This window comes from Sphingomonas sinipercae, assembly GCF_011302055.1.
In the GTDB taxonomy this organism is placed as follows: domain Bacteria; phylum Pseudomonadota; class Alphaproteobacteria; order Sphingomonadales; family Sphingomonadaceae; genus Sphingomicrobium; species Sphingomicrobium sinipercae.
The window spans coordinates 1,384,104-1,407,796 of record NZ_CP049871.1; the positions used below are offsets into that span (position 1 = coordinate 1,384,104).

Annotated in this window: 25 protein-coding genes and 1 tRNA gene; 13 read left to right on the forward strand and 13 right to left on the reverse strand. The window is 64.1% G+C overall.

The features are described from left to right. Window positions 1-8 precede the first annotated feature (8 nt). A complete protein-coding gene (locus G7078_RS07220) occupies window positions 9-380 on the reverse strand; it encodes a cupin domain-containing protein (RefSeq protein WP_166094506.1) in 372 nt (123 codons plus the stop codon). Window positions 381-436: 56 nt separating this feature from the next. Then, window positions 437-1,549: an S-(hydroxymethyl)glutathione dehydrogenase/class III alcohol dehydrogenase gene (locus G7078_RS07225; RefSeq protein WP_166094508.1), complete on the reverse strand. Its 1,113-nt coding sequence runs from the start codon at window positions 1,547-1,549 to the stop codon at window positions 437-439. Window positions 1,550-1,899: 350 nt separating this feature from the next. On the opposite strand from G7078_RS07225, the gene G7078_RS07230 reads away from it, so the two are divergent. From G7078_RS07230 to G7078_RS07255, 6 genes are all read left to right on the forward strand, one after another. Next, the gene (locus tag G7078_RS07230) at window positions 1,900-3,018 is read left to right on the forward strand and encodes a S8 family serine peptidase (protein WP_166094510.1); all 1,119 of its coding nucleotides are present in this window, start codon (window positions 1,900-1,902) and stop codon (window positions 3,016-3,018) included. Between the two features lie 100 nt (window positions 3,019-3,118). Further along, a complete protein-coding gene (locus G7078_RS07235) occupies window positions 3,119-3,886 on the forward strand; it encodes an SDR family NAD(P)-dependent oxidoreductase (protein WP_166094512.1) in 768 nt (255 codons plus the stop codon). Beyond that, a complete protein-coding gene (locus tag G7078_RS07240) occupies window positions 3,883-4,692 on the forward strand; it encodes an enoyl-CoA hydratase family protein (protein ID WP_166094514.1) in 810 nt (269 codons plus the stop codon). The genes G7078_RS07235 and G7078_RS07240 overlap by 4 nt, the downstream gene beginning before the upstream one ends. Continuing rightward, window positions 4,692-5,834 (forward strand): acyl-CoA dehydrogenase family protein, encoded by a 1,143-nt coding sequence (locus G7078_RS07245; RefSeq protein WP_166094516.1) that lies wholly within the window; start codon window positions 4,692-4,694, stop codon window positions 5,832-5,834. Before G7078_RS07240 ends, G7078_RS07245 begins: the two co-directional genes overlap by 1 nt. Beyond that, a complete protein-coding gene (locus tag G7078_RS07250) occupies window positions 5,831-6,223 on the forward strand; it encodes a RidA family protein (protein ID WP_166094519.1) in 393 nt (130 codons plus the stop codon). The genes G7078_RS07245 and G7078_RS07250 overlap by 4 nt, the downstream gene beginning before the upstream one ends. Next, window positions 6,220-7,803 carry an AMP-binding protein gene (locus tag G7078_RS07255; RefSeq protein ID WP_166094521.1) on the forward strand — a complete coding sequence of 528 codons (1,584 nt, stop codon included), beginning with the start codon at window positions 6,220-6,222 and terminating at the stop codon, window positions 7,801-7,803. Before G7078_RS07250 ends, G7078_RS07255 begins: the two co-directional genes overlap by 4 nt. On the opposite strand, the gene G7078_RS07260 is transcribed toward G7078_RS07255, so the two are convergent. From G7078_RS07260 to G7078_RS07275, 4 genes are all read right to left on the reverse strand, one after another. Further along, window positions 7,800-8,276 carry a HEAT repeat domain-containing protein gene (locus G7078_RS07260; protein WP_166094523.1) on the reverse strand — a complete coding sequence of 159 codons (477 nt, stop codon included), beginning with the start codon at window positions 8,274-8,276 and terminating at the stop codon, window positions 7,800-7,802. The two genes, G7078_RS07255 and G7078_RS07260, sit on opposite strands and share 4 nt — an antisense overlap. Further along, window positions 8,273-10,279 (reverse strand): acetyl-CoA carboxylase biotin carboxylase subunit, encoded by a 2,007-nt coding sequence (locus G7078_RS07265; protein WP_166094526.1) that lies wholly within the window; start codon window positions 10,277-10,279, stop codon window positions 8,273-8,275. The genes G7078_RS07260 and G7078_RS07265 overlap by 4 nt, the downstream gene beginning before the upstream one ends. Before the next feature lie 98 nt (window positions 10,280-10,377). After that, window positions 10,378-12,516, reverse strand: a complete 2,139-nt coding sequence (gene scpA / locus G7078_RS07270; RefSeq protein WP_166094528.1) for a methylmalonyl-CoA mutase — start codon at window positions 12,514-12,516, stop codon at window positions 10,378-10,380. A 40-nt stretch (window positions 12,517-12,556) separates the two neighbouring features. Further along, complete coding sequence (locus G7078_RS07275) at window positions 12,557-12,871, reverse strand: DMT family transporter (protein ID WP_166094530.1); 315 nt, start codon at window positions 12,869-12,871, stop codon at window positions 12,557-12,559. 47 nt (window positions 12,872-12,918) lie between these two features. On the opposite strand from G7078_RS07275, the gene G7078_RS07280 reads away from it, so the two are divergent. Next, entirely contained in the window at window positions 12,919-13,563 is a 645-nt protein-coding gene (locus tag G7078_RS07280) for a DUF1345 domain-containing protein (protein WP_246166296.1), read from the forward strand. Here G7078_RS07280 and G7078_RS07285 read toward each other — a convergent pair. After that, complete coding sequence (locus tag G7078_RS07285; protein ID WP_246166298.1) at window positions 13,560-14,462, reverse strand: DMT family transporter; 903 nt, start codon at window positions 14,460-14,462, stop codon at window positions 13,560-13,562. The genes G7078_RS07280 and G7078_RS07285 overlap by 4 nt on opposite strands. An 18-nt stretch (window positions 14,463-14,480) precedes the next feature. Next, on the reverse strand, window positions 14,481-15,614 hold the full coding sequence (gene ispG, locus G7078_RS07290; RefSeq protein WP_166094533.1) for a flavodoxin-dependent (E)-4-hydroxy-3-methylbut-2-enyl-diphosphate synthase: 1,134 nt from the start codon (window positions 15,612-15,614) through the stop codon (window positions 14,481-14,483). Between the two features lie 138 nt (window positions 15,615-15,752). On the opposite strand from ispG, the gene G7078_RS07295 reads away from it, so the two are divergent. Further along, window positions 15,753-15,828, forward strand: a tRNA-Lys gene (locus tag G7078_RS07295). 44 nt (window positions 15,829-15,872) lie between these two features. Here G7078_RS07295 and G7078_RS07300 read toward each other — a convergent pair. Continuing rightward, on the reverse strand, window positions 15,873-16,790 hold the full coding sequence (locus G7078_RS07300) for a hypothetical protein (RefSeq protein WP_166094535.1): 918 nt from the start codon (window positions 16,788-16,790) through the stop codon (window positions 15,873-15,875). A gap of 119 nt (window positions 16,791-16,909) precedes the next feature. Here G7078_RS07300 and G7078_RS07305 point away from each other — a divergent pair, with 119 nt between their 5' ends. The 3 genes from G7078_RS07305 to G7078_RS07315 all read left to right on the forward strand — a co-directional run bounded on the left by G7078_RS07305 (window position 16,910) and on the right by G7078_RS07315 (window position 20,002). Next, the gene (locus G7078_RS07305) at window positions 16,910-18,193 is read left to right on the forward strand and encodes an alpha/beta hydrolase family protein (protein WP_166094538.1); all 1,284 of its coding nucleotides are present in this window, start codon (window positions 16,910-16,912) and stop codon (window positions 18,191-18,193) included. A 145-nt stretch (window positions 18,194-18,338) separates the two neighbouring features. After that, window positions 18,339-18,824 (forward strand): peptide-methionine (R)-S-oxide reductase MsrB, encoded by a 486-nt coding sequence (gene msrB, locus G7078_RS07310; RefSeq protein ID WP_166094540.1) that lies wholly within the window; start codon window positions 18,339-18,341, stop codon window positions 18,822-18,824. Window positions 18,825-18,937: 113 nt separating this feature from the next. Continuing rightward, the gene (locus G7078_RS07315) at window positions 18,938-20,002 is read left to right on the forward strand and encodes a glycosyltransferase family 2 protein (RefSeq protein WP_281346907.1); all 1,065 of its coding nucleotides are present in this window, start codon (window positions 18,938-18,940) and stop codon (window positions 20,000-20,002) included. An 87-nt stretch (window positions 20,003-20,089) separates the two neighbouring features. Here G7078_RS07315 and rpsI read toward each other — a convergent pair whose 3' ends face one another. The 4 genes from rpsI to G7078_RS07335 all read right to left on the reverse strand — a co-directional run bounded on the left by rpsI (window position 20,090) and on the right by G7078_RS07335 (window position 22,649). Next, the gene (gene rpsI, locus G7078_RS07320) at window positions 20,090-20,671 is read right to left on the reverse strand and encodes a 30S ribosomal protein S9 (RefSeq protein WP_166094546.1); all 582 of its coding nucleotides are present in this window, start codon (window positions 20,669-20,671) and stop codon (window positions 20,090-20,092) included. Continuing rightward, window positions 20,671-21,150 carry a 50S ribosomal protein L13 gene (gene rplM / locus G7078_RS07325; RefSeq protein WP_166094548.1) on the reverse strand — a complete coding sequence of 160 codons (480 nt, stop codon included), beginning with the start codon at window positions 21,148-21,150 and terminating at the stop codon, window positions 20,671-20,673. Before rplM ends, rpsI begins: the two co-directional genes overlap by 1 nt. Before the next feature lie 120 nt (window positions 21,151-21,270). Continuing rightward, window positions 21,271-21,594: a divalent-cation tolerance protein CutA gene (gene cutA, locus G7078_RS07330; protein ID WP_166094550.1), complete on the reverse strand. Its 324-nt coding sequence runs from the start codon at window positions 21,592-21,594 to the stop codon at window positions 21,271-21,273. Continuing rightward, window positions 21,591-22,649 carry a COX15/CtaA family protein gene (locus tag G7078_RS07335; protein WP_166094552.1) on the reverse strand — a complete coding sequence of 353 codons (1,059 nt, stop codon included), beginning with the start codon at window positions 22,647-22,649 and terminating at the stop codon, window positions 21,591-21,593. The genes cutA and G7078_RS07335 overlap by 4 nt, the downstream gene beginning before the upstream one ends. Before the next feature lie 101 nt (window positions 22,650-22,750). Between G7078_RS07335 and G7078_RS07340 the strand changes: the two genes are divergently transcribed. Next, window positions 22,751-23,119 (forward strand): MerC domain-containing protein, encoded by a 369-nt coding sequence (locus G7078_RS07340; protein ID WP_166094554.1) that lies wholly within the window; start codon window positions 22,751-22,753, stop codon window positions 23,117-23,119. Window positions 23,120-23,157: 38 nt separating this feature from the next. Beyond that, window positions 23,158-23,619, forward strand: coding sequence for a Fur family transcriptional regulator (locus tag G7078_RS07345; protein WP_166094557.1), 462 nt, complete (start codon window positions 23,158-23,160; stop codon window positions 23,617-23,619). The last annotated feature ends 74 nt before the right edge of the window (window positions 23,620-23,693 follow it).

The window sequence follows — 23,693 nt, forward strand, 5'->3', positions numbered from 1 at the left end:
ACGTCCCCCTACAGCTCGACGGCGTGCGTCGCGGTTGCCATGTCGCCAGTGTTCGGCGTGTCGTTCGGATCGATCAAGAGCAGTTTCACCTCCCCGCGCCGGGCGGCCGGCCGGTGCTCCGTGCCCGCCGGCACGATCAGCAACTCCCCCGGCCCTACGGTCACCGTCCGGTCGCGAAAGTCCATGTCGAACTCCCCTTCCAGGATCAGGAACAGCTCGTCCGTCTCGTCATGTTTGTGCCACACCCACTCGCCGCTGGTCTTCACCAGCCTGACTTCATTGTCATTGTAGCGGGCGACTATCTTGGGCGCCCAATGTTCGCTGAACGCGCCCAGCTTTTCCGCAAGGTTGACCTTCGTTGGCGACCGGTCCGGCAGCATCGTGAGACCTCCTGTTAAGTTGCGATTCGCAACGGTCTCCTACATTCCTGGCGGGGTCAATAGACCACCACGCTGCGGATGCTTTCACCGGCATGCATCAGATCGAAGCCGCGATTGATCTCGTCGAGAGTCAACACGTGGGTGATCATCGGGTCGATGGCGATCTTGCCGTCCATGTACCAGTCGACGATCTTGGGCACGTCGGTGCGGCCCTTGGCGCCGCCGAATGCGGTGCCGCGCCAGTTGCGGCCGGTCACCAGCTGGAAGGGCCGCGTTGAGATTTCCCTGCCCGCTTCCGCGACGCCGATGATGATGCTCGTGCCCCAGCCGCGGTGGCAACATTCAAGCGCGGTGCGCATGACCTCGGTATTCCCAGTCGCGTCGAACGTATAGTCCGCCCCTCCGTCGGTAAGTTCGACGACCCTGGCGACGATGTCGTCGCGACTCATGCCCTTGGTGTTGAGGAAATCGGTCATGCCAAACTTGCGGCCCCATTCCTCGCGGTCGGGATTGATATCGACGCCGACGATCCTGTTGGCGCCGACCAGCTTCGCGCCCTGGATGACGTTGAGGCCGATCCCGCCAAGGCCAAAGACGACGACGTTGTCCCCCGGCCGCACCTTGGCGGTCTTCACGACGGCGCCGACGCCGGTGGTGACTCCGCAGCCGATGTAGCAACTGGTCTTGAACGGCGCGTCCTTGCGGATCTTCGCGACGGCGATTTCCGGCAGCACGGTGAAGTTCGAAAAGGTCGAGCAGCCCATGTAATGGAATATCTGCTGCCCCTTGTAGCTGAAGCGGCTGGTGCCGTCGGGCATCACACCCTTGCCCTGGGTGGCGCGGATCGCGGTGCACAGGTTGGTCTTGCCCGACAGGCAGGACTTACACTGGCGGCATTCGGGCGTGTACAGGGGGATGACGTGGTCGCCCGGCTGCACGGACGTTACGCCCTGCCCCACTTCGCGGACGATGCCGGCGCCTTCATGGCCCAGGATGGCGGGAAACAGCCCTTCGCTGTCGAGCCCGTCGAGCGTGTAGGCGTCGGTGTGGCAGATGCCCGTCGCCATGATCTCGACCAACACTTCGCCGGCGCGTGGACCATCGAGATCGACCTCGACGATCTCCAGCGGCTGCTTGGCCTCGAAAGCGACGGCGGCGCGGGACTTCATTCTCGGCTCCTCTGCAATTGACCGGGCGATGCCACAGCTCGCCCGCAACTCCAATCCGAAGCTCCGTCGGTTCGAACTGCCGCACACGCCGGATCCCGGCGTGCCAGCGCCTGCGCCAATTCCGGGAGTGCAGCGCTAACCGGAACGATCCCAGGTCATCGGTGCTGGCGTCATCCCAAGCGGTTCCATGCGTCCCGCCGGCAGGGCTAGATACATCCCTAGAAATGCCAGTTAACTAACTGATTTTATTGGATTTTTATTCTTTACTCCTGAGATTTGCCTGCTTAGCTTTCGATCTGCAGCCAGTTACGCTGGCGGCAGTACCGACGAGTAAAAACGGGAGAACAGGGATGAAGAAGGCAATTCTCGCAATGGCCGGGCTGATGTCGACGAGCATGCTCGCACAGCCGGCATTTGCGCAGCGGGCTGGCGACAAGATCGACGGCAGTTACATCTGCGTCTTCAACAAGGGCGCTGTCGGCCGCGGCGCCGCTGCCGCGGAAGCCAATCGCGCCGCCGCCTCGGTCGGCGGACGTGTCAATCACGTCTATAGCGTCGCAATCCGCGGCTTTGCCGCAAACATGTCGGCCCAAGCCGTCGAACGGATGCGCGCCAACAATCCGAACATCGCTTATTGCGAGCAGGATCAGGTCATGAGCACGCCGCCGATCCAGGCAGCGGCACCGCCCAGCGGCGGCGGGAGCGTTCAACCGGCCCAGGAAACCCCGCGGGGCATTGCGCGGGTCAAGGGCGGCGTTGCCGGCACCTTCGCGACGGCCTGGGTCATCGACACCGGGCTGGATTTCACGCACCCGGATCTCAACACTGACGCAGCGCGTAGCCGCAGCTTCCTCCGCGACACGTCGCCGGCCGACCAGAATGGGCACGGCACGCACGTTGCCGGAACGATCGCTGCCCGTGACAACGCGATCGGCGTCATCGGCGTTGCGCCGGGCGCAACGGTCGTCGCGGTTCGAGTCCTCGACCGGCGCGGCAGCGGCGCAAACTCCGGCGTGATTGCCGGGGTTGATTACGTCGCCCAATACGGCCGTCCTGGCGACGTCGCGAACATGAGCCTTGGCGGCGGCGTGAGCACTGCGCTGGACCAGGCCGTGATCGCCGCAGCCGCGGGGGGCGTCCGTTTCGCACTCGCCGCTGGCAACGAAAGCGACAATGCCAACAACCACTCGCCGGGGCGCGCCAACGGCCCGAACGTTTACACCGTTTCGGCCTTCGCGGTCGGCGACAAGTGGGCGAGCTACTCGAACTTCGGCAATCCTCCGATCGAGTTCTCCGAACCGGGTTCGGCGATCAAGTCGACGTGGCTGAACGGCGCCTACAACACGATCAGCGGGACTTCGATGGCGACTCCGCACCTGGCCGGCCTGCTGCTTTCCGGCGCGGTTCGCACGGACGGCAATGTCATCAACGATCCCGACGGAAACCCTGACCCGATCGGCGTCAAGTAACCATCAACCTGATCATGGAGGGGGCGGCCGTTGGTCGCCCCCTTTTTTGTGTCCGCCGCCCGCCTTGCCTCGCTTTGGTCGTTGCGCCAATGCTCAGCCGATGCAGAAAACCGCGCTTGAGGGGCGTCACGCCCTGATCACTGGCGGAGGCACCGGGATCGGTGCGGCCGCGGCTCGACGATTGGCAGCGGCCGGCGCCAAGGTCACGCTGACCGGACGCCGGATGGAGCCTCTGCAGGCTACGGCGCAGCCGCTGGGCGGCACGGCGCTTCAATGCGATGTCAGCGACCGCGATCAGATCGACCGTGCTTTCGCTGAGGCTCGCGAAACCAACGGACCGATCGACATGCTGGTGGTCAACGCCGGCATCGCCGACAGCGCGCCGTTCCACAAGATGACCCGCGAAAGCTGGGACCGGATCATTGCCGTCAACCTGACGGCTGCCTTTGATTGCGCGCAGGCGGCCCTCCCCGACCTGATGGTCAGCGCGAACGGTCGGCTCGTCTTCGTCGCCTCGGTCGCCTCACTGCGCGGCGTTCCCTACGCAGCCCATTATGCCGCGTCGAAGCATGGCCTGTTGGGTCTGATGCGTAGCCTCGCGGTCGAATATGCGAAGACTAACCTGACGGTGAACGCAGTGTGCCCCGGCTATGTCGACACGCCGATGACCGATCAGTCGATCGTCCGGGTTTCGAAGCTGACCGGCCGCAGCGAGGATCAATCGCGTGGCGCGATCAGCGACATGAATGCCAGCGGCCGCCTGGTCGATCCCGAAGCCATCGCCAACGTCATCGCGATGTTGTGCCTCCCGCTCAGCCGCGACATCACCGGCTCGGCCGTGACCATCGACGGCGGGACCAACGCATGAGCTTCGACCCGGCAGGCTTCCGCCCGCGGCATTTCCGCTGGGACCTGTCCGGCAAGGTCGCAACGATCACGCTCGACCGCCCGGAACGCAAGAACCCGCTGACCTTCGAAAGCTACGCCGAACTTCGCGACACCTTTCGCGCGCTGACCGACGCCCCCGCGGTCAAGGCGATGGTGATCACCGGCGCCGGCGGCAATTTCTGTTCCGGCGGCGACGTGCACGAAATTATCGGGCCGCTCACGCGCATGGACCGCTCCGGCCTGCTCGATTTCACCCGCATGACGGGCGACCTGGTCAAGGCCATGCGCGCCTGCCCGCAGCCGATCGTCGCCGCGGTCGAGGGCGTCTGCGCCGGTGCGGGCGCGATCATGGCGATGGCCAGCGACCTGCGAATCGCGACGCCCAGCGCTAAGGCCGCTTTCCTCTTTACTCGCGTCGGGTTGTCGGGGGCCGACATGGGCGCCTGCGCCATCCTGCCGCGGATCATTGGCCACGGGCGCGCGGCCGAATTGCTGTTCACCGGCCGCAGCATGAGCGCAGACGAGGGGCTGGCATGGGGCTTCTGGAACCGGCTGAGCGACGACGTCCTCGCCGATGCGCAAGCGCTCGCGGCGGACCTCGCCAACGGCCCGACCCTTGCCCACGCCATGACCAAGCGGCAACTCGACGCGGAATGGCATGTCGGGATCGACACGGCGATCGACATGGAGGCGGAGGCGCAGGCGGATTGCATGCAGACCAACGACTTCCGTCGCGCTTACGAAGCCTTTGCAGCGAAGCAAAAGCCGGTTTTCCAGGGCGACTGATGGCGGATTCGACATTCCTCTCCTGGCCGTTTTTCGAGGCGAAGCATCGGGAGCTTGCCGATCGACTGCACGGCGTTGCCGCCGAACTGCCTGCCCACGGCAAGAACATCGACGACGACTGCCGGAGTCTGGTGCAGGCGCTCGGCGGGGCTGGGTTGCTCAAGCTGTGCGTTGCCGACGGCGACCGGCGCCCCGACGTGCGCAGCCTCGCGCTTGCGCGGGAGACGCTTGCCTATCACTCCGGCCTCGCCGACTTCGCCTTTGCAATGCAGGGGCTCGGCTCGGGCGCGATTTCCCTGTTCGGCACGATCGAGCAGAAGCGCGAGTGGCTGCCTGCGGTCGCCTCGGGCCAGGCGATTGCGGCCTTCGCAATGACCGAGCCCGAATGCGGATCGGATGCGGCCAATATCGCGACGTCGGCGATGCGCGAGGGCAATGAGTGGGTGCTGGTCGGGGAAAAGACCTACATTTCCAACGGCGGGATCGCCGATTTCTACCTGACGTTCGCGCGCACCGGCGAAGGCGAAGGGTCGCGCGGACTGACCGCCTTCATTGTCCCGGCGGATGCCGTCACCATCGAGGAGCGGATCGACGTCATCGCGCCGCACCCGCTGGCCCGAATCAAGTTCGACAAGGCCCGCATTCCCGCCGACTCCGTCGTCGGTGAGCCGGGCGACGGTTTCCGCGTCGGCATGGAGACACTGAACCTGTTCCGGGTCACCGTCGCCGCCGCGGCGCTTGGCTTTGCGCGCCGTGCCCTGGACGAAGCGCTGGGGTTCGCCAGCAGCCGCCGCCTGGGTAGCAAGACCCTTGCGGACAATGCGGTGACGCAGGCGAAAATGGCCGACATGGCGACGGCAATCGATGCCTCGGCGCTGCTGGTCTATCGCGCCGCCTGGCAACAGGACGTCGGTGGGACCGACAACCGGCGCGCGGCGGCAATGGCCAAGCTGCACGCGACCGAGGCCGCGCAGCAGGTGATCGATGCAGCGGTGCAGATGCACGGCGGCGCTGGCGTCACGCGCGGCGTCAAGGTCGAGGAACTCTACCGCGACGTTCGCGCGCTGCGCATCTACGAAGGGGCGAGCGAAGTGCAGCGGCAGATCATCGCCCGCGACCTGCTGAAGGAATTTCGCGCATGAACGTGCTGCAACCGCCCGGATGGCCGCGGCCAAAGGGTTATTCCAATGGCATCAGCGCGCGCGGGCGCCTCATCTTCACCGCCGGCGTGGTCGGTTGGGATGAGCAGCAGGACTTCCGCTCGCCCAACATCGCCGACCAGTTCGAACAAACCTTGCGCAACATTGTCGCGATTCTCGCCGAAGATAGGGCCGGACCCGAGCATGTCGTACGGATGACCTGCTACGTCATCGACATGCAGGCGTATCGCGACCATCTCGGCGCCATCGGAGAGGCGTGGCAGCGAGTCATGGGCCGTAACTTCCCGGCCATGGCCCTGGTGGAAGTGCAAAGTCTCGTCGAACCGGCGGCCGAGATCGAGATCGAAGCCATCGCCGTGGTGCCCGATTGAGTTACGACAGCTTCGTCCGCGACCGCTTGCCACCGGCGGAGTTGTTGCCCGAATTCCGCTTCGACCTGCCGGAGCTGCAATATCCGGAGCGGGTCAACGCGGCCGCCGAGCTGCTGAAAGGCGGGGCGGCGGACGCGCTGGCGGTGGTCAACGCGCACGGCCGCTGGACCTACGCCGACCTCGACAGCTTCAGCGGACGCATCGCCCGCCTGCTTGTCGAGGAGGAGGGCCTCATCCCCGGCAACCGGGTCCTGCTGCGAGGTCCCAATTGCTACACGATGGTCGCTGCCTGGCTGGGCGTGCTGAAGGCCGGCGGGGTGGTCGTCGCGACCATGCCCCTGCTCCGCCCCGGCGAAATCGCCACGGTCATCGAGCGCGCGGAAATCAGTCACGCGATCGTCGACAGCCGCTTCATCGGCGATTTTCGCGAAGCGGTCGAGCAGACGCACTTCGTAAAGCACCTCATCAAATATGACGGCGACCATGGCCACGGCGAGCTGGAAACGCGCACCGCCTCGCTGCAGACGCTGCCGCCTTTCGACACCGGCCGCGACGATCCGGCGCTGATCGCCTTCACCAGCGGCACCACCGGCGTCCCCAAGGGCTGCGTCCAGTTCCACCGCGACATATTGGCCCCGTGCGACACCTTTGCCCGGCACCTGCTCGGGCCGAAGCCGGGCGACATTTTCATGACTAGCGCGCCAATGGCCTTCACCTTCGGCCTTGGCATCGCGCCGCTGTTCCCGCTTCGCTTCGGCGCGGCGAGCGCGACATTGGAACAGGCCAACCCGCAGGCCCTTATCGAGGCGATCGCCAAGTTCGGCGTCACGCATCTCGGCACGGCACCGACCGCCTATAAGGCGATGCTGTCGCAGCCGGGTCTGGACGGCGCGCTCAAGTCGCTGCGCACCTGCATATCCGCCGGCGAACACCTGCCCGAAGCGACCTGGCATGCGTGGAAAGTCCGTACCGGCATCGGCATCATCGACGGCATCGGATCGACCGAAATGATGCACATCTTCGTCTCGGCGGCGGGTGAGGAAATCCGTCCGGGCTCGACCGGCAAGGCGGTGCCAGGGTACGAAGCGGCCGTCCTCGACGACCGTGGCGAACCGATGGACGAAGGCGTCGGCCGCCTTGCGATCAAGGGCCCGACCGGCTGCCGCTATCTCGATGACGAGCGGCAGCGGAATTACGTTGAGAATGGCTGGAACGTCACCGGCGACACGTACCGCAAGGATACCGACGGCTACTTCTGGTACCTCGCCCGTAGCGACGACATGATCGTCAGCTCGGGCTATAATATCGGCGCGCCGGAAGTCGAAAATGCCCTCCTCGCCCACCCCGCCGTCGCCGAATGCGCGGTGATCGGCGTTCTGTGCGCCGAGCGCGGGCAGAAGGTAAAAGCGTTCGTCGTCCTCGCCGACTTCGCCGAGCCCAGCGACGAACTGGTGAAAGGCCTGCAGGACTTCACCAAAGAGCGGATCGCCCCCTACAAATATCCGCGCGAGGTCGAATTCGTGGACGCGCTTCCCAAGACCGCGACGGGGAAGCTCAAGCGGAGCGAGCTAAGAAGCTAACCTTTGCGGCACGCCGCCAGCGCATCGTCAATCTGTGAGTCGATATGAGATGTGCCAGTTCTCTTTGCGGCGAACGGTTCGAGCAATGGCGCAAGCGAAGTTTCCGCTAAATCGGCCGCCGCCTGAAAGATCGCATAGCAAGCCGTTTTGCGGGCAAGTTCCCTCGTCACAAGCGAGATTGCGACTTGGCGATCCCGTTCCACTAAGGCCTGAATTGCCTCTCCTCGCACATATACATCTTCGTCTTCGGCTGCTTCTCGCAGCGCATTGCGAACTTCGACCGTAGGCGGGCCGTGATGGCCAAGCAGCATTGCTGCATAATCTCGATTTGACCGGTCTTGATCCTTCGTCATGCCGATCAGAAGAGAGAGGTTTGCTCGTCCAAATTCCGAGTCATCGAGCACGACTTCCTCGTTCATGATGGACACAAGGAACTCGGAAGCGGGAAGATAGGGTTCGTCGTCCCAGCTCACTCAAACTCCACGATGACCTGATCGACGGCGAGGCTGTCGCCGGCCTTCGCGGGCGTTGCCTTGACCGTCGCCGCCTTGGGGGCGCGGAGGATGTTTTCCATCTTCATTGCCTCCATCACCGCGACCGGCTGGCCGGGCTCGACCTTGTCGCCCTCTTTCACGTCCAGCCGGGTCAGCAGCCCCGGCATCGGCGCCAGCAGCAGGCGCGACAGGTCCGGCGGGACCTTTTCGATCATATGCCGCGACAGCTCGGCGACGTGCGGCGGGAGGACCTGCACCGTGTGACTGGCGCCGCGGGTCGTCAGCGTCATGCCGCGGCCGCTGCGCTCCACCTGCACCGTCCGCCGGCGGCCGTCGATGCTGACCGAAAGCATCCGCTGGCCGGGCGCCCAGCTGCCGACCAGGTCGATCATCTTGCCGTCGTCGAGGACGCCGAACGCGCCGCCGTCGTACGGCTTGATCCGCACCCGGTGTTGATCGCCATCGACCGTGACGACCCGATCGGAGGAGGTCGTGCCCGGCTCGCCCAGCTGATGATCAACGCTCGCCGCCCGCTCGTCGGTTATCGCGCCGATCAATCCGCCAACGATGGCTAGATCCGACAGCAGTTGCGGATCTGCCGGCGCGCCTTCGAACCCTTCCGGATATTCCTCGGCAATGAAGCCCGTAGTGATTTCCCCCGAGCGGAAGCGCGGGTGCTGCATTAGTGCGGATAGGAAATCGACGTTGTTGCCGATGCCCTCGATCTGGAATGCGTCGAGCGCGTCGACCTGCGCATCGATCGCCGCCTCGCGGGTTGTCCCCCAGGTCACCAGCTTGGCGATCATCGGGTCATAGAACATGCTGACCTCGCCACCTTCGAAGACGCCGTCGTCGACGCGCACCTTCACGCCATTGTCGGACTGCTCTGGCGGGGAATAGCGCACGAGCCGCCCGGTGCTTGGCAGGAAGCCGCGGTACGGGTCTTCGGCATAGACGCGCGTCTCAACCGCCCAGCCGTTCAGCTTCACGTCGTCCTGTGTGAACCCCAGTTTCTCCCCTGCCGCGACACGGATCATCTGCTCGACTAGGTCCAGGCCCGTGACCTCCTCGGTCACCGGATGTTCGACCTGCAGCCGGGTGTTCATCTCAAGGAAGTAGAAGCTCTTTCCGGTCGGGTCCGCGCCGGAGACGATCAGCTCGACCGTGCCCGCCGAATAATAGCCGACCGCCCGGGCCAGAGCGACGGCCTGCTTGCCCATGCTTTCACGCATTTCGGGCGTGACGAAGGGCGACGGCGCTTCCTCGACCACCTTTTGGTGGCGGCGCTGGATCGAACATTCGCGCTCGCCCAAATAGACGATGTTGCCGTGCTGGTCGCCGAGAAGCTGGATCTCGATGTGGCGCGGCTGCTCGATGAACTTCTCGATGAACACGCGGTCGTCGCCGAAGCTGTTGAGCCCCTCGCGCTTGGTCGCTTCGAAGCCTTCGCGAACGTCCTGCTCGGACCAGGCGAGCCGCATGCCCTTGCCGCCGCCGCCGGCCGATGCCTTCATCATCACCGGATAGCCGATGTCGCCGGCGATCTTCACCGCGTCGTCGGTGGTGGCGATGTCGTCGAGATAGCCGGGCACGATGTTGACCCCGGCATCCCGCGCCAGTTTCTTGGACTCGATCTTATCGCCCATCGCCGCGATCGCCTTGGGCGGCGGGCCGATGAAGGCGATCTTCTCCTTGGCCAGCGCCTCGGCAAAACTCGTCCGTTCCGACAGGAAGCCGTACCCCGGATGCACCGCCTCCGCGCCCGTCGCCTTGCAGGCGTCGATGATCAATTCGGCGTTGAGATAGCTTTCGGACGCCGGCGCCGGCCCGAGGCGCACGCTCTCATCCGCCATTTTCACATGCGGCGCGCGGGCATCGGCGTCGGAGTAAACCGCGACGGTCTTGATGCCCATGCGCTTGGCCGTGCGGACAACCCGGCACGCGATTTCGCCGCGATTGGCGATCAGGATTTTCTTGAACATCTCACCTCAATCGCCTGCATGAACATGCCGGTCTAGATCATCAGTAGGAATGGCATCGCGATCGACACAATGCCGGCCAACACCCCACCTCCAGCCTCTCATTCTACGGGCTCATCGAGCGGCGGACGGTTGTGGCCGAGCAAGCGCAGCACTTCGTCGGCGGCATCTGCCAGGTTGGTGCCGGGCCCGAAGATCGCCTGCACGCCAGCTTCCCGCAACATGCTATAGTCTTGCGCCGGGATGACGCCGCCGGCGACGACCTTGATGTCGGCGCGGTCCAGGTCGCGCAGGTGACCGATCAGCTCGGGAATGAGCGTGCGGTGCCCCGCCGCCAGGGAGCTTGCGCCGACGACGTCGACGTCTTTCGCAACTGCCATCTCGGCTGTCTCGCGCGGCGTCTGGAACAGCGGACCCGCAACAACCTCGAAGCCGAGATCAGCGAACGCCGAAGACACGAGGTTGGCGCCGCGGTCGTGACCGTCCTGGCCCATCTTGGCGACGAAGATGCGGGGCTTGCGGCCAAGCCGTTCGGCAACCGCGCGCGTGCCTTGCTCCGCGCCCTTCCAGCGAGCGTCGCGGCGATTGCCGCCGTAAATGCCGCGCACCGGAGCGGGCGTCGTCGCATATCGGCCGAAGGCGCGCTCCAGCGCATCCGAAATTTCGCCCAGGGTTGCGCGCGCCCTCGCTGCCTCGACCGCAAGCGACAGCAGGTTGGTGTCGGCACGCGCGCCCTGCTCAAGCGCGTCCAGGGCCGTTCGGACGACGCCCTCATCCCGGCCCGACTTAACCTGCTCCAGCCGCGCGATCTGCCCGGCGCGAACCTTGGCATTGTCGACTTCGAGGATGTCGAGTTGGTCCTCTTCGGACAAGCGATAGCGGTTGACGCCGACGATCACTGTCTCGCCCGTGTCGACCTTGGCTTGGCGAGCGGCCGACGCTTCCTCGATGCGGTGCTTGGGCAAGCCCTCGGCGACCGCCTTGGTCATGCCGCCATGCGCCTCGACCTCGTCGATCAGCGCCTGCGCCTTTTCTTCCAGCTCCCGGGTAAGCGCTTCGACATACCAGCTTCCGCCGAGCGGATCGGCAACCGCCGTCACCCCGCTTTCCTCGGCCAGGATCAGCTGCGTGTTGCGGGCGATGCGCGCAGAGAAATCTGTCGGCAGCGCGATCGCTTCGTCGAAGCTGTTGGTGTGCAGCGACTGGGTGCCCCCAAGCACCGCGGCCAGCGCCTCGATCGTCGTCCGGACGATATTGTTATAAGGGTCCTGCTCGGTCAGCGACACGCCACTGGTCTGGCAGTGGGTGCGCAACAGCTTCGACTTTTCCGACTGCGCGCCGAGGTCGGTCATGATCCGCGCCCACAAGGTGCGCGCCGCGCGCATCTTGGCGACCTCCATGAAGAGGTTCATCCCGATGCCCCAGAAGAAGCTGAGGCGCGGCGCAAAAGCATCGATATCGAGCCCGCTCTTCACCGCCGCACGAACATATTCCATGCCGTCGGCGAGCGTGTAGGCCAGCTCCTGCACCGCCGTCGCCCCGGCTTCGTGCATGTGATAGCCGGAGATGGAGATGCTGTTGAACTTCGGCATCTCGCGCGACGTGAAGGCGATGATGTCGCTGACGATCCGCATCGAAGGTTCGGGCGGATAGATGTAGGTGTTGCGGACCGCGAACTCTTTCAAAATGTCGTTCTGGATCGTGCCCGTCAGCGCGGCGCGGTCGACGCCCTGCTCCTCCCCGGCGACGATGAAGAAGGCCATCACCGGCAGCACCGCACCGTTCATCGTCATGCTGACGCTCATCTCGCCGAGCGGGATGCCGTCGAACAGAAGCTTCATGTCCTCGACGGTGTCGATCGCAACGCCGGCCATGCCGACGTCGCCAGCAACGCGCGGATTGTCGCTGTCGTAACCGCGGTGCGTGGCTAGGTCGAAAGCGACGCTGAGCCCCTTTTGCCCCGCGGCGAGGTTGCGACGATAGAAGGCGTTCGATTCCTCGGCCGTCGAGAAACCCGCGTACTGGCGGATGGTCCAGGGCCGGCCCGCGTACATCGTCGCATAAGGCCCGCGCGTGTAGGGCGGCAGGCCAGGATAGCCGCTGTCGATGCCGTTTGCGTCCTCAGGACCGTAGACGGTCTTGAGCCGGAAACCCTCCAGGGTCTCGCGGGACAAATCCTTGCCCTTTGACTCCTTGTCGGCGAGCTTTTGCCAATCGTTTCGGGTCGCCTTGTCTGTCATCGCGCTTGCACTAGCCGCTTGGCAGCCGGACCGTCCAGCATCAGGCGAGAAGCTTCAAACCGGCGATCGCGGCGACGATGATAAAGATCAGCATGATCCTGATGAGCGTCGTCGGTTCATCGAACAGCATCATTCCCACGACCACGGTGCCGACTGCGCCAATGCCGCCCCACACGGCATAGGCGGTGCCCATCGGGATGGAGCGTGAGGCCAGCTCGAGCAGGGCCATGCTGACCGCCACCGAAACCAGGAAGGCGACTGTCCATGGCAAGTTGCGAAAGCCGTCGACGAAGCGCAGCGACGTGGTGAAGCCGACTTCGAACAGCCCGCCGATGATCAGGTAGAGCCAAGGCACTCGTGTCTCCCGCTGGACGGCGCGCCGGGTTCGTCTATCCTGCAACGATGGGGGTCGCCAAGAGGCTGGGGAAAAGCATTGCGCCGCTGCGCTTCGTGGCCTTCGTCGTCGTCCTGATCGTCACCTCCGCGATAGCGGGATCGCTACTCGGACTGGAGCGCGGCGGCATGATCGGCTTCGACGTCGCCGCCCTCGTCTTCCTCGGGTCCGCAATCAGCCTCTTCAGCGCCACACCCTCGCAGATGCGGCGGAGTGCGGCTGAAAATGACGCCAACCGATTGCTCCTGCTGGTCATCAACGTCGCGCTCGCCGCGGTGACTTTAATCGCGATCGTCGCGCTGCTGCAGGACAAGGCGGCGCTTACGCCCGCCGACAAGTTGCTGGTGGTCCTGACGCTGGCCCTCGCCTGGGGTTTCGGCAACGCCGTCTACACGCTGCACTACGCACACCTTTTCTATTCCTCGGCGGACGGCGGCAAGGACGCGGCCGGACTCGTCTTCCCGGGCACGAAGGAACCGCGGTTCGCCGATTTCGCTTATTTTGCTTACACTCTCGGCGTTGCGGTGCAGACGTCCGACGTCCAGGTGACCTCGCCACAGGTGCGCAACGTCGTCACCGTTCACTGCATCGTCGGCTTTTTCTTCAACCTCGGGGTCCTGGCGCTGATGATCAACGTCCTCGGCTCGAGCTAGGTCGCGGCCTCAAGCTTCGGGCTCGCCTCTTCCGGCATTCGCGCTGCCAGCAGGCAACCGGCGACGATCAAGACTGCTCCGGCCAGCGTGAAAGGCGACACGCTCTCCTGAAAGAACAGCCAGCCGAACAGCACCGCCCACAAGAAAGCGGTATATTCCGTCGCTGCCAGGTAGCTCGCCTCGGCGCGGGCATAGGCCCAGGACAGCAGCAGCATGGACGAGACCGCGAGCGCCGCCGCGAACAGGATCCACGGCCATTGCGCCAACGGCGGTACGGGGAAATCGAAGACCGCCATCGCGGCAAGCAACACGGCGGTCACGATGACGCTTTGGAAAAACGTGATTTCCATCGGGTCGGCGACCAGGGCCTGGCGTCGCATGATAATGATGTTCAGCGCGTAGAGCGCCGCTGAAACCAGGATCGCCGCGCTTCCGATCAGCGCTTCGCGGCCGAGATCGGCCTGCGCCTGCCCGACAAAGATGACGACGACGCCGCCGAATGCCACCACTGACGCGCCCACGGTCTTTGGCCCAACTTTTTCATGCAGCATGATCGATGCCAGGTAGAGCGCGATCAGCGGCGCGATGAACGCCAGCGCCACCGCCTGCGCAAGCGGCACTCGCCCGATGCCCCAGAAAAAGAGGAAGCCCATGCCCGTCGACAGGATGCCACGGGCCAAGTGGATGCGCATGGTCGAGCGTTCGGGCCAACCCTTGCGCTTCGGAAGATAGAGCGCCCCCGACAGGAATATGCCGGTGAGATTGCGCCAGAACATGGTCGCGATCGTGCCGATCGCCAGCACCAGGCCTTTCATGACCGCGTCCATGCCGGAAAACAGTGCGATGCCGAGCACGCCGACAAAGAAGGCGATGAGCGGCGGATGGTTTGGGCGAGTCACCGCCGCGCGTTATTCGGACTATTCGGCGGCGTCGAGGATTGGTTCGTGGGCCGCCGCAGCTTCGAGTTCTGCAGCTTTCGCTTCCACCAGCGCGACGATGTGGTCGATCATGCCCTCGTCCTGCACATGGTGGTCGGTCACGCCCGACAAATAGACCATGTGCTTGCCATTGCCGCCGCCGGTGATTCCGATGTCGGTTTCGCGCGCTTCGCCAGGTCCGTTGACGACGCAGCCCAGCACCGACAGCGACATCGGCGTCTTGATATGCTGCAGTCGCTCTTCGAGCTTCTCGACGGTGCGGATCACGTCGAATCCCTGGCGCGCGCAGCTTGGGCACGAGACCACGCGTACGCCCCGGCTACGAATGCCGAGCGACTTGAGGATCTCATAGCCGACCCGCACTTCCTCTTCGGGCTCGGCGGAGAGCGACACGCGAATCGTATCGCCGATCCCAGCCCACAAAAGCGAACCGATGCCGATCGAAGACTTGACCGTCCCGCCGATGAGTCCGCCCGCTTCGGTGATGCCAAGGTGCAGAGGGCAATCGACCGCCATGCTGAGCTGCTGGTAGGCAGCGACGGCGAGAAACACGTCCGACGCCTTCACCGCGACTTTATAGTCCTGGAAACCATGGTCCTCGAGGATTCGGATGTGGTCCAGCGCGCTTTCGACCAGCGCTTCGGGACACGGTTCGCCATACTTTTCGAGCAGGTCCTTCTCCAGGCTCCCCGCATTGACGCCGATCCGGATCGCGCACCCGTTCGCACGGGCCGCGGCGATAACCTCCCTGACCCGGTCTTCCGAGCCGATGTTGCCCGGATTGATGCGCAGGCAGGCGGCACCGGCGTCGGCGGCTTCCAGCGCGCGCTTGTAGTGAAAATGGATGTCGGCGACGATCGGCACCCTCGCCTCGCGGACGATTTCGCGCAGCGCCGCAGTTGCCTCCACGGTCGGGCAGGACACCCGGATGATGTCCGCCCCAGCCTCTTCGCAACGGCGAATTTGGTCGATTGTCGCCCGCGCGTCCTCGGTCGGGGTGTTGGTCATCGTCTGGACCGAGATCGGCGCATCGCCGCCGACGGGCACCGCGCCGACCATGATCTGGCGCGAGAGACGGCGTTCGATGGTTCGCCACGGGCGGATTGCGGACATGCCCGTCATATAGGCGCTCTATGGCGCGCCGGCAAAGGCGGCCCTAAGGCCCGGCACAACGGTTGCATCGTCGTCGATGCGCGGCTATCTGGCCCCCGCACCGGCGAGCATAGCCGCCGGTCGCGGCCTTCCAGGCATGGACGTATAGCTCAGTTGGTAGAGCAGCTGACTCTTAATCAGCGGGTCCTAGGTTCGAGCCCTAGTGCGTCCACCACTTCCCACAGCGACGACGAACCACGGTAACTCGGCGGATGACTTTCAGTCCTTTGCCTGGAGGACGAATGGGATCGCGTTTGGGGGTACCGAATTATCAAGCCGCGACACTTGCAAAGCCGCCAACTGTTCGGTCGAGAGTTCTGCAAGCTCGGCCTGGGTCAGGTAGCGAGGGACCTCTCGCCTGAGGAAATCCAGAAGGTCCGTCTCATCATCGGGTGCCTCGGGAAATCGGATGCGAACGTCGGCCGCTGTGCGGCCCAGATATCGGAACGTACACCGCGACGCGGTCGGATGACTGCGAATTTCATCGACACCGCCTGACAAGCCAAGCGAAATGCCGCGAAGCACGGGTGGCGCTCGTTCCGGACGGTTCGTTAGATAAACCACCACCTCATCAAATAGATGTTCCTTTTCCACCATGAAATAGAGGTGGCTCATCACGGGGAAGACGACCCCCCGATAGGTGAAGTTCACGTCGTGGACTGTGCACGGCAAAAGGCCGGCCTCATCCGGCCGCTCGATGACGCAAAGTTCACGCGACAAAGCCTGGGTGTCTGTTCGACTGAACGACCAAAATACGAGCTCCCAATACCCGCTAACAAGATCACTCAGCCGGGAAAGTGCAGTGAGGTCGCGGGTGCGCGCTGCAAACTCCAAGCCAGGGAGCCCACCCGACATCACCGACAATGCGTCCTTCGACGATAGATTGAGCTGGACGGCGATGTCACGCGGCGTCGCGTCAAAGTCCAAGGTGGGCAGTCGAAGCAATTCCCTGATCAGTTCGCGATGCCGTTCCCGCAGGAGCCGGGTGCCGTTGAGAAGACGCCGAGCGTAATCCAGATCGCAGCCAAGCGCTTTCTGAAACTCCCGTTCGAAGGACGCATAGCTTTTGAGCTCCACGGACTGGGAGCGGAGCGCCAGCTTGATCACGTTCTTGGGCACGAGGCGCGGGCTGGGCATCAAAGAATCCGTAAGCGTTGGAAGCCGGTCCGAAAGTTGTCCTTTCCGGACTCAGACGTCGTAGTTCAATGAAGTTACCGGTATCAATAAGTGGGGTGGAAATGAAATCACCAGCGCGAATGCTTGTTTGGCTGCTAAGCGTGCTCTCATCGGCGCCAGCGGCAACACCCGGCTTGGCTAAATCGGTCGATATTCCCTGCGAAGCCGGCGCCTACGGATCGCCCGACGGACGTACACTTGCACTAACGCAGTCTGGATCGAGCTTCGAATACACGCATCTCGACGGGCGGATCGGGGTTCTCTCTCATCCCAAGACCCGAGTCCATTGCGCAGCGGGTGGTGTTAACGTCACACTCCCGAACGACACAGTCGAATTCTGGCCGCGCATTCCACTCAGGTTAACGCGGACGACTTTCGTAAGCGACGGGGCCCGCCTTGCCGGCTTGTTGGTCGAGCGAACAGACGCATCGACGTCCACCCCTTTGGTCGTTTCCGTCCAAGGTTCCGGTGATGAGCCGTACACCAGTGCCCTTTGGCACATGCAATTCACGCTCTCGGCGCAAGGCGTCAGCACCTTCGTTTATGACAAGCGCGGAACCGGGGAGTCCGAAGGCCTTTTCACGATGAATTTCCAGCAACTCGCTCGCGACGCGAGTGCCGCTGCGGTAGAGGCCAAGCGATTGACGCACGGGCGGCACGGCCGGTTCGGCTTCTATGGCTTCAGTCAGGCCGGCTGGGTCATCCCCCTGGCTGCCAAGCAGGTCCCCACCGATTTCATCGCGATTGGGTACGGCATGGCCTATACCCCGATCGAGGAAGATGCCGAGGAAGTTGCGCTCGAATTGCGGGCGAAAGGCTTCGACGATTCGGCGATTGCGGTTGCCCGCCGTCTCACCGCTGCAACAGCCGTTGTGATTGGCTCTGGTTACCGGCGGGGGATAGACACGCTGGCCACACTTAAACGCCAGTATTCCGGCGAACCTTGGTACAAACATATCCGGGGGGAGTTCAGCGGACGAATATTGCGCGCGACCCCTGCCGAATTGCGGGGTCGTGCGAAATCGCCCAATGACCTCGGCCTGCCGTGGCATCATGATGCGATGGCGGTCCTGCGCACCCTCACGGTGCCACAATTGTGGGCGCTTGCGGAGCAGGATCGAGTAACCCCTTCGCTGCTTACCCGCGACCGCCTTAAAAAGTTGCAGTCCGAAGGGCTACCGATCGACATCGCGATGTTCCCAAATACCGACCATGGAATAAGGGAATTCATCCAGCATCCGGACGGTTCGCGAACGCATACTCGGTACGCCGACGGCTACTTCCGGTTGCTGGTCGATTGGATCAAAGGCTCAGTGTCGCCGCCGTACGGGAAGGCGACGTACCTGCCGCGGCCTAAGAACTGAGCCTCTTCGACCATACGGAGTTAATCTCAGCCGGCCACCATCCGGTGGAGCGTTCGGCGTTCGGCGTTGACCCGATCCTAGCGCGCGCTTTGTGTCATGCCTATCTATGCTCCGACGCTCAATCAGGGCATCGAGGAGCATCGACATGACCGACGCCGCGACGCGCGAATTCGACCTTTCCCCGCCCACCGACGATCAGTTGGAGGCGCTTGCGGCCGATCTCGATGCGGACGAGCGGCGAGTGCTCCTGCAACACGGCACCGAAGCGCCCTTCTGCGGCGTGTTTTTGGACGAGAAGCGAGCCGGGGTATTCACCTGCCGGCTGTGCGGGCTGCCGCTGTTCACCGGCGGGACGAAGTTCGAAAGCGGCACCGGCTGGCCCAGTTTCGGGCAGCCATTGGCCAAGGAGCACCTCCGTTACATCCGCGATTCCAGTTACGGCATGGTGCGAACGGAGATCGTCTGCGCCCGCTGCGGTGGGCACCAGGGCCATGTGTTCCCAGACGGTCCGCCGCCTACTGGCGAACGTTACTGCATCAACTCGGTGTCGCTGGCGTTCACGCCCACCGGCGAGCCCCTTCCCGACAAGCTTGGCCGAGGCGCCCCAGAAGGCGAACCTTGGCCCGAATAGCGCCTAAAGCGCGCCTGCCTTCCCTTGAATAAACCACGATCGCTCACCCGGCGGTTATACCGGAGCGGTTTCTGCTCGACTTACACGGACGGCAAATCTAGCAAACCGAGGTCTTGTCAGAGTCTTCTCCACCCCCTCCGCTGAGCGTAGTCATGCCGGTTCACAACGCCGGCGAGCATCTGGACAATGCTGTCCGGAGCATTCTCGACCAGTCGTTCCGCGATTTCGAGTTCGTCATCTACGACGACGGCTCCGACGACGGCTCCCGCGAGAAGCTGCGTGGGTGGGCGGAGAAGGACAAGCGGATCCGGCTGGTCGAGAGCAGCACCAACCTGGGTCCATCAGGCAGTTCGAACCGGGTTGTGGCCTTATCCAGCGGGCCGATCGTCGCTCGCATGGACGCGGATGACATTTCCCACCCGGACCGGCTTCAGCAGCAGATGAACCTGTTGCGCGATCGGCCGGACGTCGGCCTGGTCGCCAGCCTGTGCGACATCATCGATCCTTCAGGCAAGAAACGCCGGGGTCCAGAGCCCTGGCGGCTGACCCGGCGATCCTGGTTTTCGCCCTTCCCGCACGGATCGATCATGTACCGTCGAAGCATCGCGGAACGGATTGGCGGCTATCGCGCGGAGTGCGAATTCTGGGAGGACCAGGATTTCACGCTCCGAATGAGCCATGAAACCAACATCGCCGTCATTCCGGCCGCGCTTTACCAGCACCGCCAGTCGGACAGCAGCACACGCGTCTCCTCCAGGCAGGACCGGGTCGAAGCAGCGGTCGACCTGATGTACGATTCCCTCGCCCGGCTTCGCGCTGGCGAGGATTATGAGGAGCTGCTCGCGAACCGGTCGCAGCGGCGGGGCAAGATCAACCCGCGCGTTTTCGTGGCGCTTGGTTCGCTGACCTTGTGGGCAAACGAAAAGCCGCGCCTGTTCAAACGCGTGTTGGAGCGCGCGGATCTGGGGCCGAACCTGGCTTCGCTGAGCGCGCTGGTCTGGGCCGGATGGGCGTCGCTGAGCCCGAGCACATTGAGGATGTTCCTGCATTCGGTCATGGCAGCCCGCAACGTCTTCGCGTCGACGAGCATCTCCGGGCCGGAGGCCGTCGTGTGGCACCCGCCGCGCCCATACAGCGCGCCCGCGCCGGCCGAAACGGCCGAGCGGCAGGGCAGCTGACCCAACCCAACCGGGGCTGATTCACGCACATGAAAAAGGCGGCCCGGAGATCCGGACCGCCTCTCACATACAGCGATGCAAGCGAATTTAGCGCTTCGAGAACTGGAAGCTGCGGCGTGCCTTGGCGCGGCCGTACTTCTTGCGCTCCACGACGCGCGGATCGCGGGTCAGGAAGCCTTCGCGCTTGACGGTCGTGCGAAGCGCCGGCTCGTAACGGGTCAGCGCCGTCGAAATGCCGTGACGCACCGCGCCCGCCTGGCCGGACAACCCGCCGCCCTTGACCGTGGCAATGACGTCATACTGACCCTTGCGATCGGTAACGTCGAACACCTGGTTGATGACCAGGCGCAACGTTGGGCGAGCGAAATAAACTTCCTGCTCGCGGCCGTTGACGACGATCTTGCCGGTGCCCGGCTTCAGCCAGACGCGCGCGACGGCGTCCTTGCGGCGGCCGGTCGCATAAGCGCGGCCCTGTTTGTCGAGCTGCTGCTCACGAAGCACAGCTTCGATCTGCGGACCCTGGGTCGACGCGCCATGGTCATCGGCGGGCGCTTCCGCTTCGGCAGCCGCAGGCGCGGCAGCTTCAGTCGCCGCGGCCTCGGGGGCAGCGGTTTCCGGTTCGGCGCTGGTCAGAGCGGCGAGATCTGAAAGGGACTTCTTGTCGGCCATTATGCGCCCACCTTGTTCTTGCGATTCATCGAGCCGACGTCGAGCGGCTGCGGGCTCTGCCCGGCATGGGGATGCTCGGTGCCGTTGTAGAGGTGCAGCGCACGCATCTGGTCGCGGCCCAGCGGACCGCGCGGAATCATGCGCTCAACAGCCTTCTCAAGCACCCGCTCAGGGAAACGCCCTTCGAGTACCTTGCCCGCGGTGATTTCCTTGAGCCCGCCGGCGTAACCGGTGTGCTTGTAATAAATCTTCTGGTCCAGCTTGCGGCCGGTGAACTTCACCTTGTCGGCGTTGATGACGACGACATGATCGCCGCAATCGACGTGCGGGGTGAAGCTCGGCTTGTGCTTGCCGCGCAGGATGTTGGCGATAATCGTCGCGACGCGCCCGACCACCAAACCGTCGGCATCGATCAGATGCCATTTCTTATCGACCTCAGCCGGCTTGACCGACTTGGTCGTCTTCATCAGCGCCTTCATGGCGTTTCTGCCTCTTCTAACGAGAAAAGCGACGCACTTCAGGCGCCGCCGTCGAGCGGCCGAATGACAGAGAGGTGGCAATTCGTCAAGCAAACAGCGGACTTGCTGACGGGTATTATATTACCGCAGGGATCGAACGCCGGACTCGACCCACTCGCTGAAGCCCCTCGCCGCCTGGTCGACCGGCCACTGGGTAATCGCTGGCACCTCATAACTGTGAAGCTCGGCGATGCGGGCGATCAAGCTGTCCGCGGCCGCAGCCGTCGTCTTGAGGATTGCAGGCGTTTCGTCGGTGACTTCGACCTTGCCTTGCCAGCGATAGATCGACCGGCACGGCGCGAGAATATTGATGCAGGCGGCGAGCTGCTCTTCAACGACCTGCCGCCCGACCCGCTCGGCCTCCTCGACGCCCGCAAAGGTGCAGTAGATGGAAACGACGCTCATCGCGTCCGGCCGACAACGTGCGCGCCCCACACGCAGGCGACGAGCACGAGTGCGCCGACGGCCTGGTGAAGTGCGGCCAGCCAGATGGCGACGCCGGTCATTACCGTGGCGATACCGATGATGATCTGGGTCCCGAAGGCCGAGTGGATCGCGACCGAGGCGCGGCGGCCGTCGGCACCTTTCACCTTGCGCGCAAACAGGACGAGCGCGGCGACCATCACCCATGCCCACCAACGGTGGACGAAGTGGACCAGGTACGGATCGTTGGCGAAGGCGAACAAGGCGCCCTTCGACCAATCGACGCCTTCCGGGAAAAGGCGGTCGTTCATCAGCGGCCAGGTGTTTGCCACTTGCCCGGCGTTGAGCCCTGCCACCCACGCCCCGTAGAGCAACTGGACAAACAGCACGCCAAGGGCGCCAACGGCAACGGCGGTCAATCGCGCCGGTTGATCCCGACCGGTTATTGCAAGCCGGCGCAAATCCAGCGCGAACCAGATCAATGCGCCCATGATGGTCAGCGCCAGCAGCAAATGCGCGGCAAGCCGAAAGTGGCTGACGTCGGTCCGGTCGGCGAGCCCGGAGCTCACCATATACCAGCCAAGCGCGCCTTGCAGACCTCCCAGCACCAGCAGGCCCACCATCTTCCAGCCGTAACCCCGCGGAATTTCGCGGCGGACGGCGAACCACAGCAACGGTAGCGCGAACACCACCCCGATCAGCCGGCCCAGCAGCCGGTGAACGAATTCCCACCAGAAGATCTGCCTGAACTGGGCGAGCGTCATGCCCGCGGGTCCATTGATCTCCTTATATTCCGGAATCTGCTTGTAGAGGTCGAACGCACGCTCCCAATCCGCATGGGTCAAGGGCGGGATCGCCCCGGAAACCGGCTTCCACTCGGTGATCGACAAGCCGCTTTCGGTCAGGCGGGTGATGCCCCCGACAACGACCATCGCGAACACCATTGTGGCGACGAGAAACAAAAGGTTGGAAAGCGCCAGCGGCTTCGGGTTGGCCCCTCGGGCGGAAGGCGCCGGGCGGGCGAGCGTCGAGGTCATGAGGCGGGGCATATGCACTCGACCAACCGCCGTCACAAGTCGTCGAACGGATGCAGATGTGATGTTGTAACCTGACCGAAGGCGGGTTATATCGTCGCCCGATGCCGCAGCAGTTTCTTCATACCCGCGCTCTCGACCGAGTCGCCATCGGCATTTCTGGGCTTTGTCTTGTGCACTGTCTCGGTACCGCAGTGGCGCTTGGCCTGCTGGCCAGCGCCGGCGGAGTCCTTGGCGCACCGATCATCCATGAAGTCGGGTTGACGCTGGCGATGGCTCTTGGCGCGATCGCCCTTGGGCGCGGCGTCCTCGATCATGGGTTCATGATGCCCAGCGCGGTCGGCGCCCTGGGCCTCGGGGTGATGGGCGGGGCGTTGCAGCTTCCCCACGACGGCAGCGAGGCGCTTTACACGGTCATCGGCGTCGGGCTGCTCGCCCTTGGGCACCGGCTCAACTTCCTGGCCGCCGAGTAGGCGTTGCCGCGGCCCGGTCGCGGGCCTATCTTACAGCCATGTCCGCGCACACCCACCAGCTTCATCATGGCGAATCGTTGCTTGAGGCGGCGCAAAGCCGCCTTGAGGACAAGGGCGAGCAATGGACGGAAATGCGCTCCAACGTTTTCGAAACGCTCGCCGGCTTCGACCGTCCCGCAAGCGCCTATGACATCGCCGAAGCCGTTTCGAAGTCGCAGGGCCGCCGCGTCGCTGCAAACAGCGTCTACCGGATCCTCGACCTGTTCGTCGCAGCCAATCTGGTGCGGCGGGTGGAAAGCGCCAATGCCTATATCGCCAACCAGCACCCGGACTGCCTGCATGACTGCATCTTCCTGATCTGCGACAATTGCGGACAGGCCGTGCACCTGGATGACGACAAGGTGTCCGGCGGCATTCGTGAAGCGGCCGCCGGCGCCGGCTTTGCCGCCCGGCAGCCCGTCATTGAGGTGCGCGGGACCTGCGGCGATTGCGGCGAATAAGCCTCGCCTGAGCAAACCCTGAGCATTCGCTGAAAAACCTCGCCTTTGGGCTAGGGCCGGTGACATCGTGGTGG

Coding starts and splice junctions, on each gene's coding strand:
- G7078_RS07280 (WP_246166296.1), top strand. CDS start 12,919: ATGGGGGTCGCCAAGAGGCTGGGGAAAAGCATTGCGCCGCTGCGCTTC.
- rplM (WP_166094548.1), bottom strand. CDS start 21,150: ATGAAGGCGCTGATGAAGACGACCAAGTCGGTCAAGCCGGCTGAGGTC.
- G7078_RS07245 (WP_166094516.1), top strand. CDS start 4,692: ATGGCGGATTCGACATTCCTCTCCTGGCCGTTTTTCGAGGCGAAGCAT.
- G7078_RS07240 (WP_166094514.1), top strand. CDS start 3,883: ATGAGCTTCGACCCGGCAGGCTTCCGCCCGCGGCATTTCCGCTGGGAC.
- G7078_RS07345 (WP_166094557.1), top strand. CDS start 23,158: ATGTCCGCGCACACCCACCAGCTTCATCATGGCGAATCGTTGCTTGAG.
- scpA (WP_166094528.1), bottom strand. CDS start 12,516: ATGACAGACAAGGCGACCCGAAACGATTGGCAAAAGCTCGCCGACAAG.
- G7078_RS07335 (WP_166094552.1), bottom strand. CDS start 22,649: ATGACCTCGACGCTCGCCCGCCCGGCGCCTTCCGCCCGAGGGGCCAAC.
- G7078_RS07220 (WP_166094506.1), bottom strand. CDS start 380: ATGCTGCCGGACCGGTCGCCAACGAAGGTCAACCTTGCGGAAAAGCTG.
- msrB (WP_166094540.1), top strand. CDS start 18,339: ATGACCGACGCCGCGACGCGCGAATTCGACCTTTCCCCGCCCACCGAC.
- G7078_RS07305 (WP_166094538.1), top strand. CDS start 16,910: ATGCTTGTTTGGCTGCTAAGCGTGCTCTCATCGGCGCCAGCGGCAACA.
- cutA (WP_166094550.1), bottom strand. CDS start 21,594: ATGAGCGTCGTTTCCATCTACTGCACCTTTGCGGGCGTCGAGGAGGCC.
- G7078_RS07235 (WP_166094512.1), top strand. CDS start 3,119: ATGCAGAAAACCGCGCTTGAGGGGCGTCACGCCCTGATCACTGGCGGA.
- G7078_RS07250 (WP_166094519.1), top strand. CDS start 5,831: ATGAACGTGCTGCAACCGCCCGGATGGCCGCGGCCAAAGGGTTATTCC.
- G7078_RS07230 (WP_166094510.1), top strand. CDS start 1,900: ATGAAGAAGGCAATTCTCGCAATGGCCGGGCTGATGTCGACGAGCATG.
- ispG (WP_166094533.1), bottom strand. CDS start 15,614: ATGTCCGCAATCCGCCCGTGGCGAACCATCGAACGCCGTCTCTCGCGC.
- G7078_RS07300 (WP_166094535.1), bottom strand. CDS start 16,790: ATGCCCAGCCCGCGCCTCGTGCCCAAGAACGTGATCAAGCTGGCGCTC.
- G7078_RS07265 (WP_166094526.1), bottom strand. CDS start 10,279: ATGTTCAAGAAAATCCTGATCGCCAATCGCGGCGAAATCGCGTGCCGG.
- G7078_RS07340 (WP_166094554.1), top strand. CDS start 22,751: ATGCCGCAGCAGTTTCTTCATACCCGCGCTCTCGACCGAGTCGCCATC.
- G7078_RS07225 (WP_166094508.1), bottom strand. CDS start 1,549: ATGAAGTCCCGCGCCGCCGTCGCTTTCGAGGCCAAGCAGCCGCTGGAG.
- rpsI (WP_166094546.1), bottom strand. CDS start 20,671: ATGGCCGACAAGAAGTCCCTTTCAGATCTCGCCGCTCTGACCAGCGCC.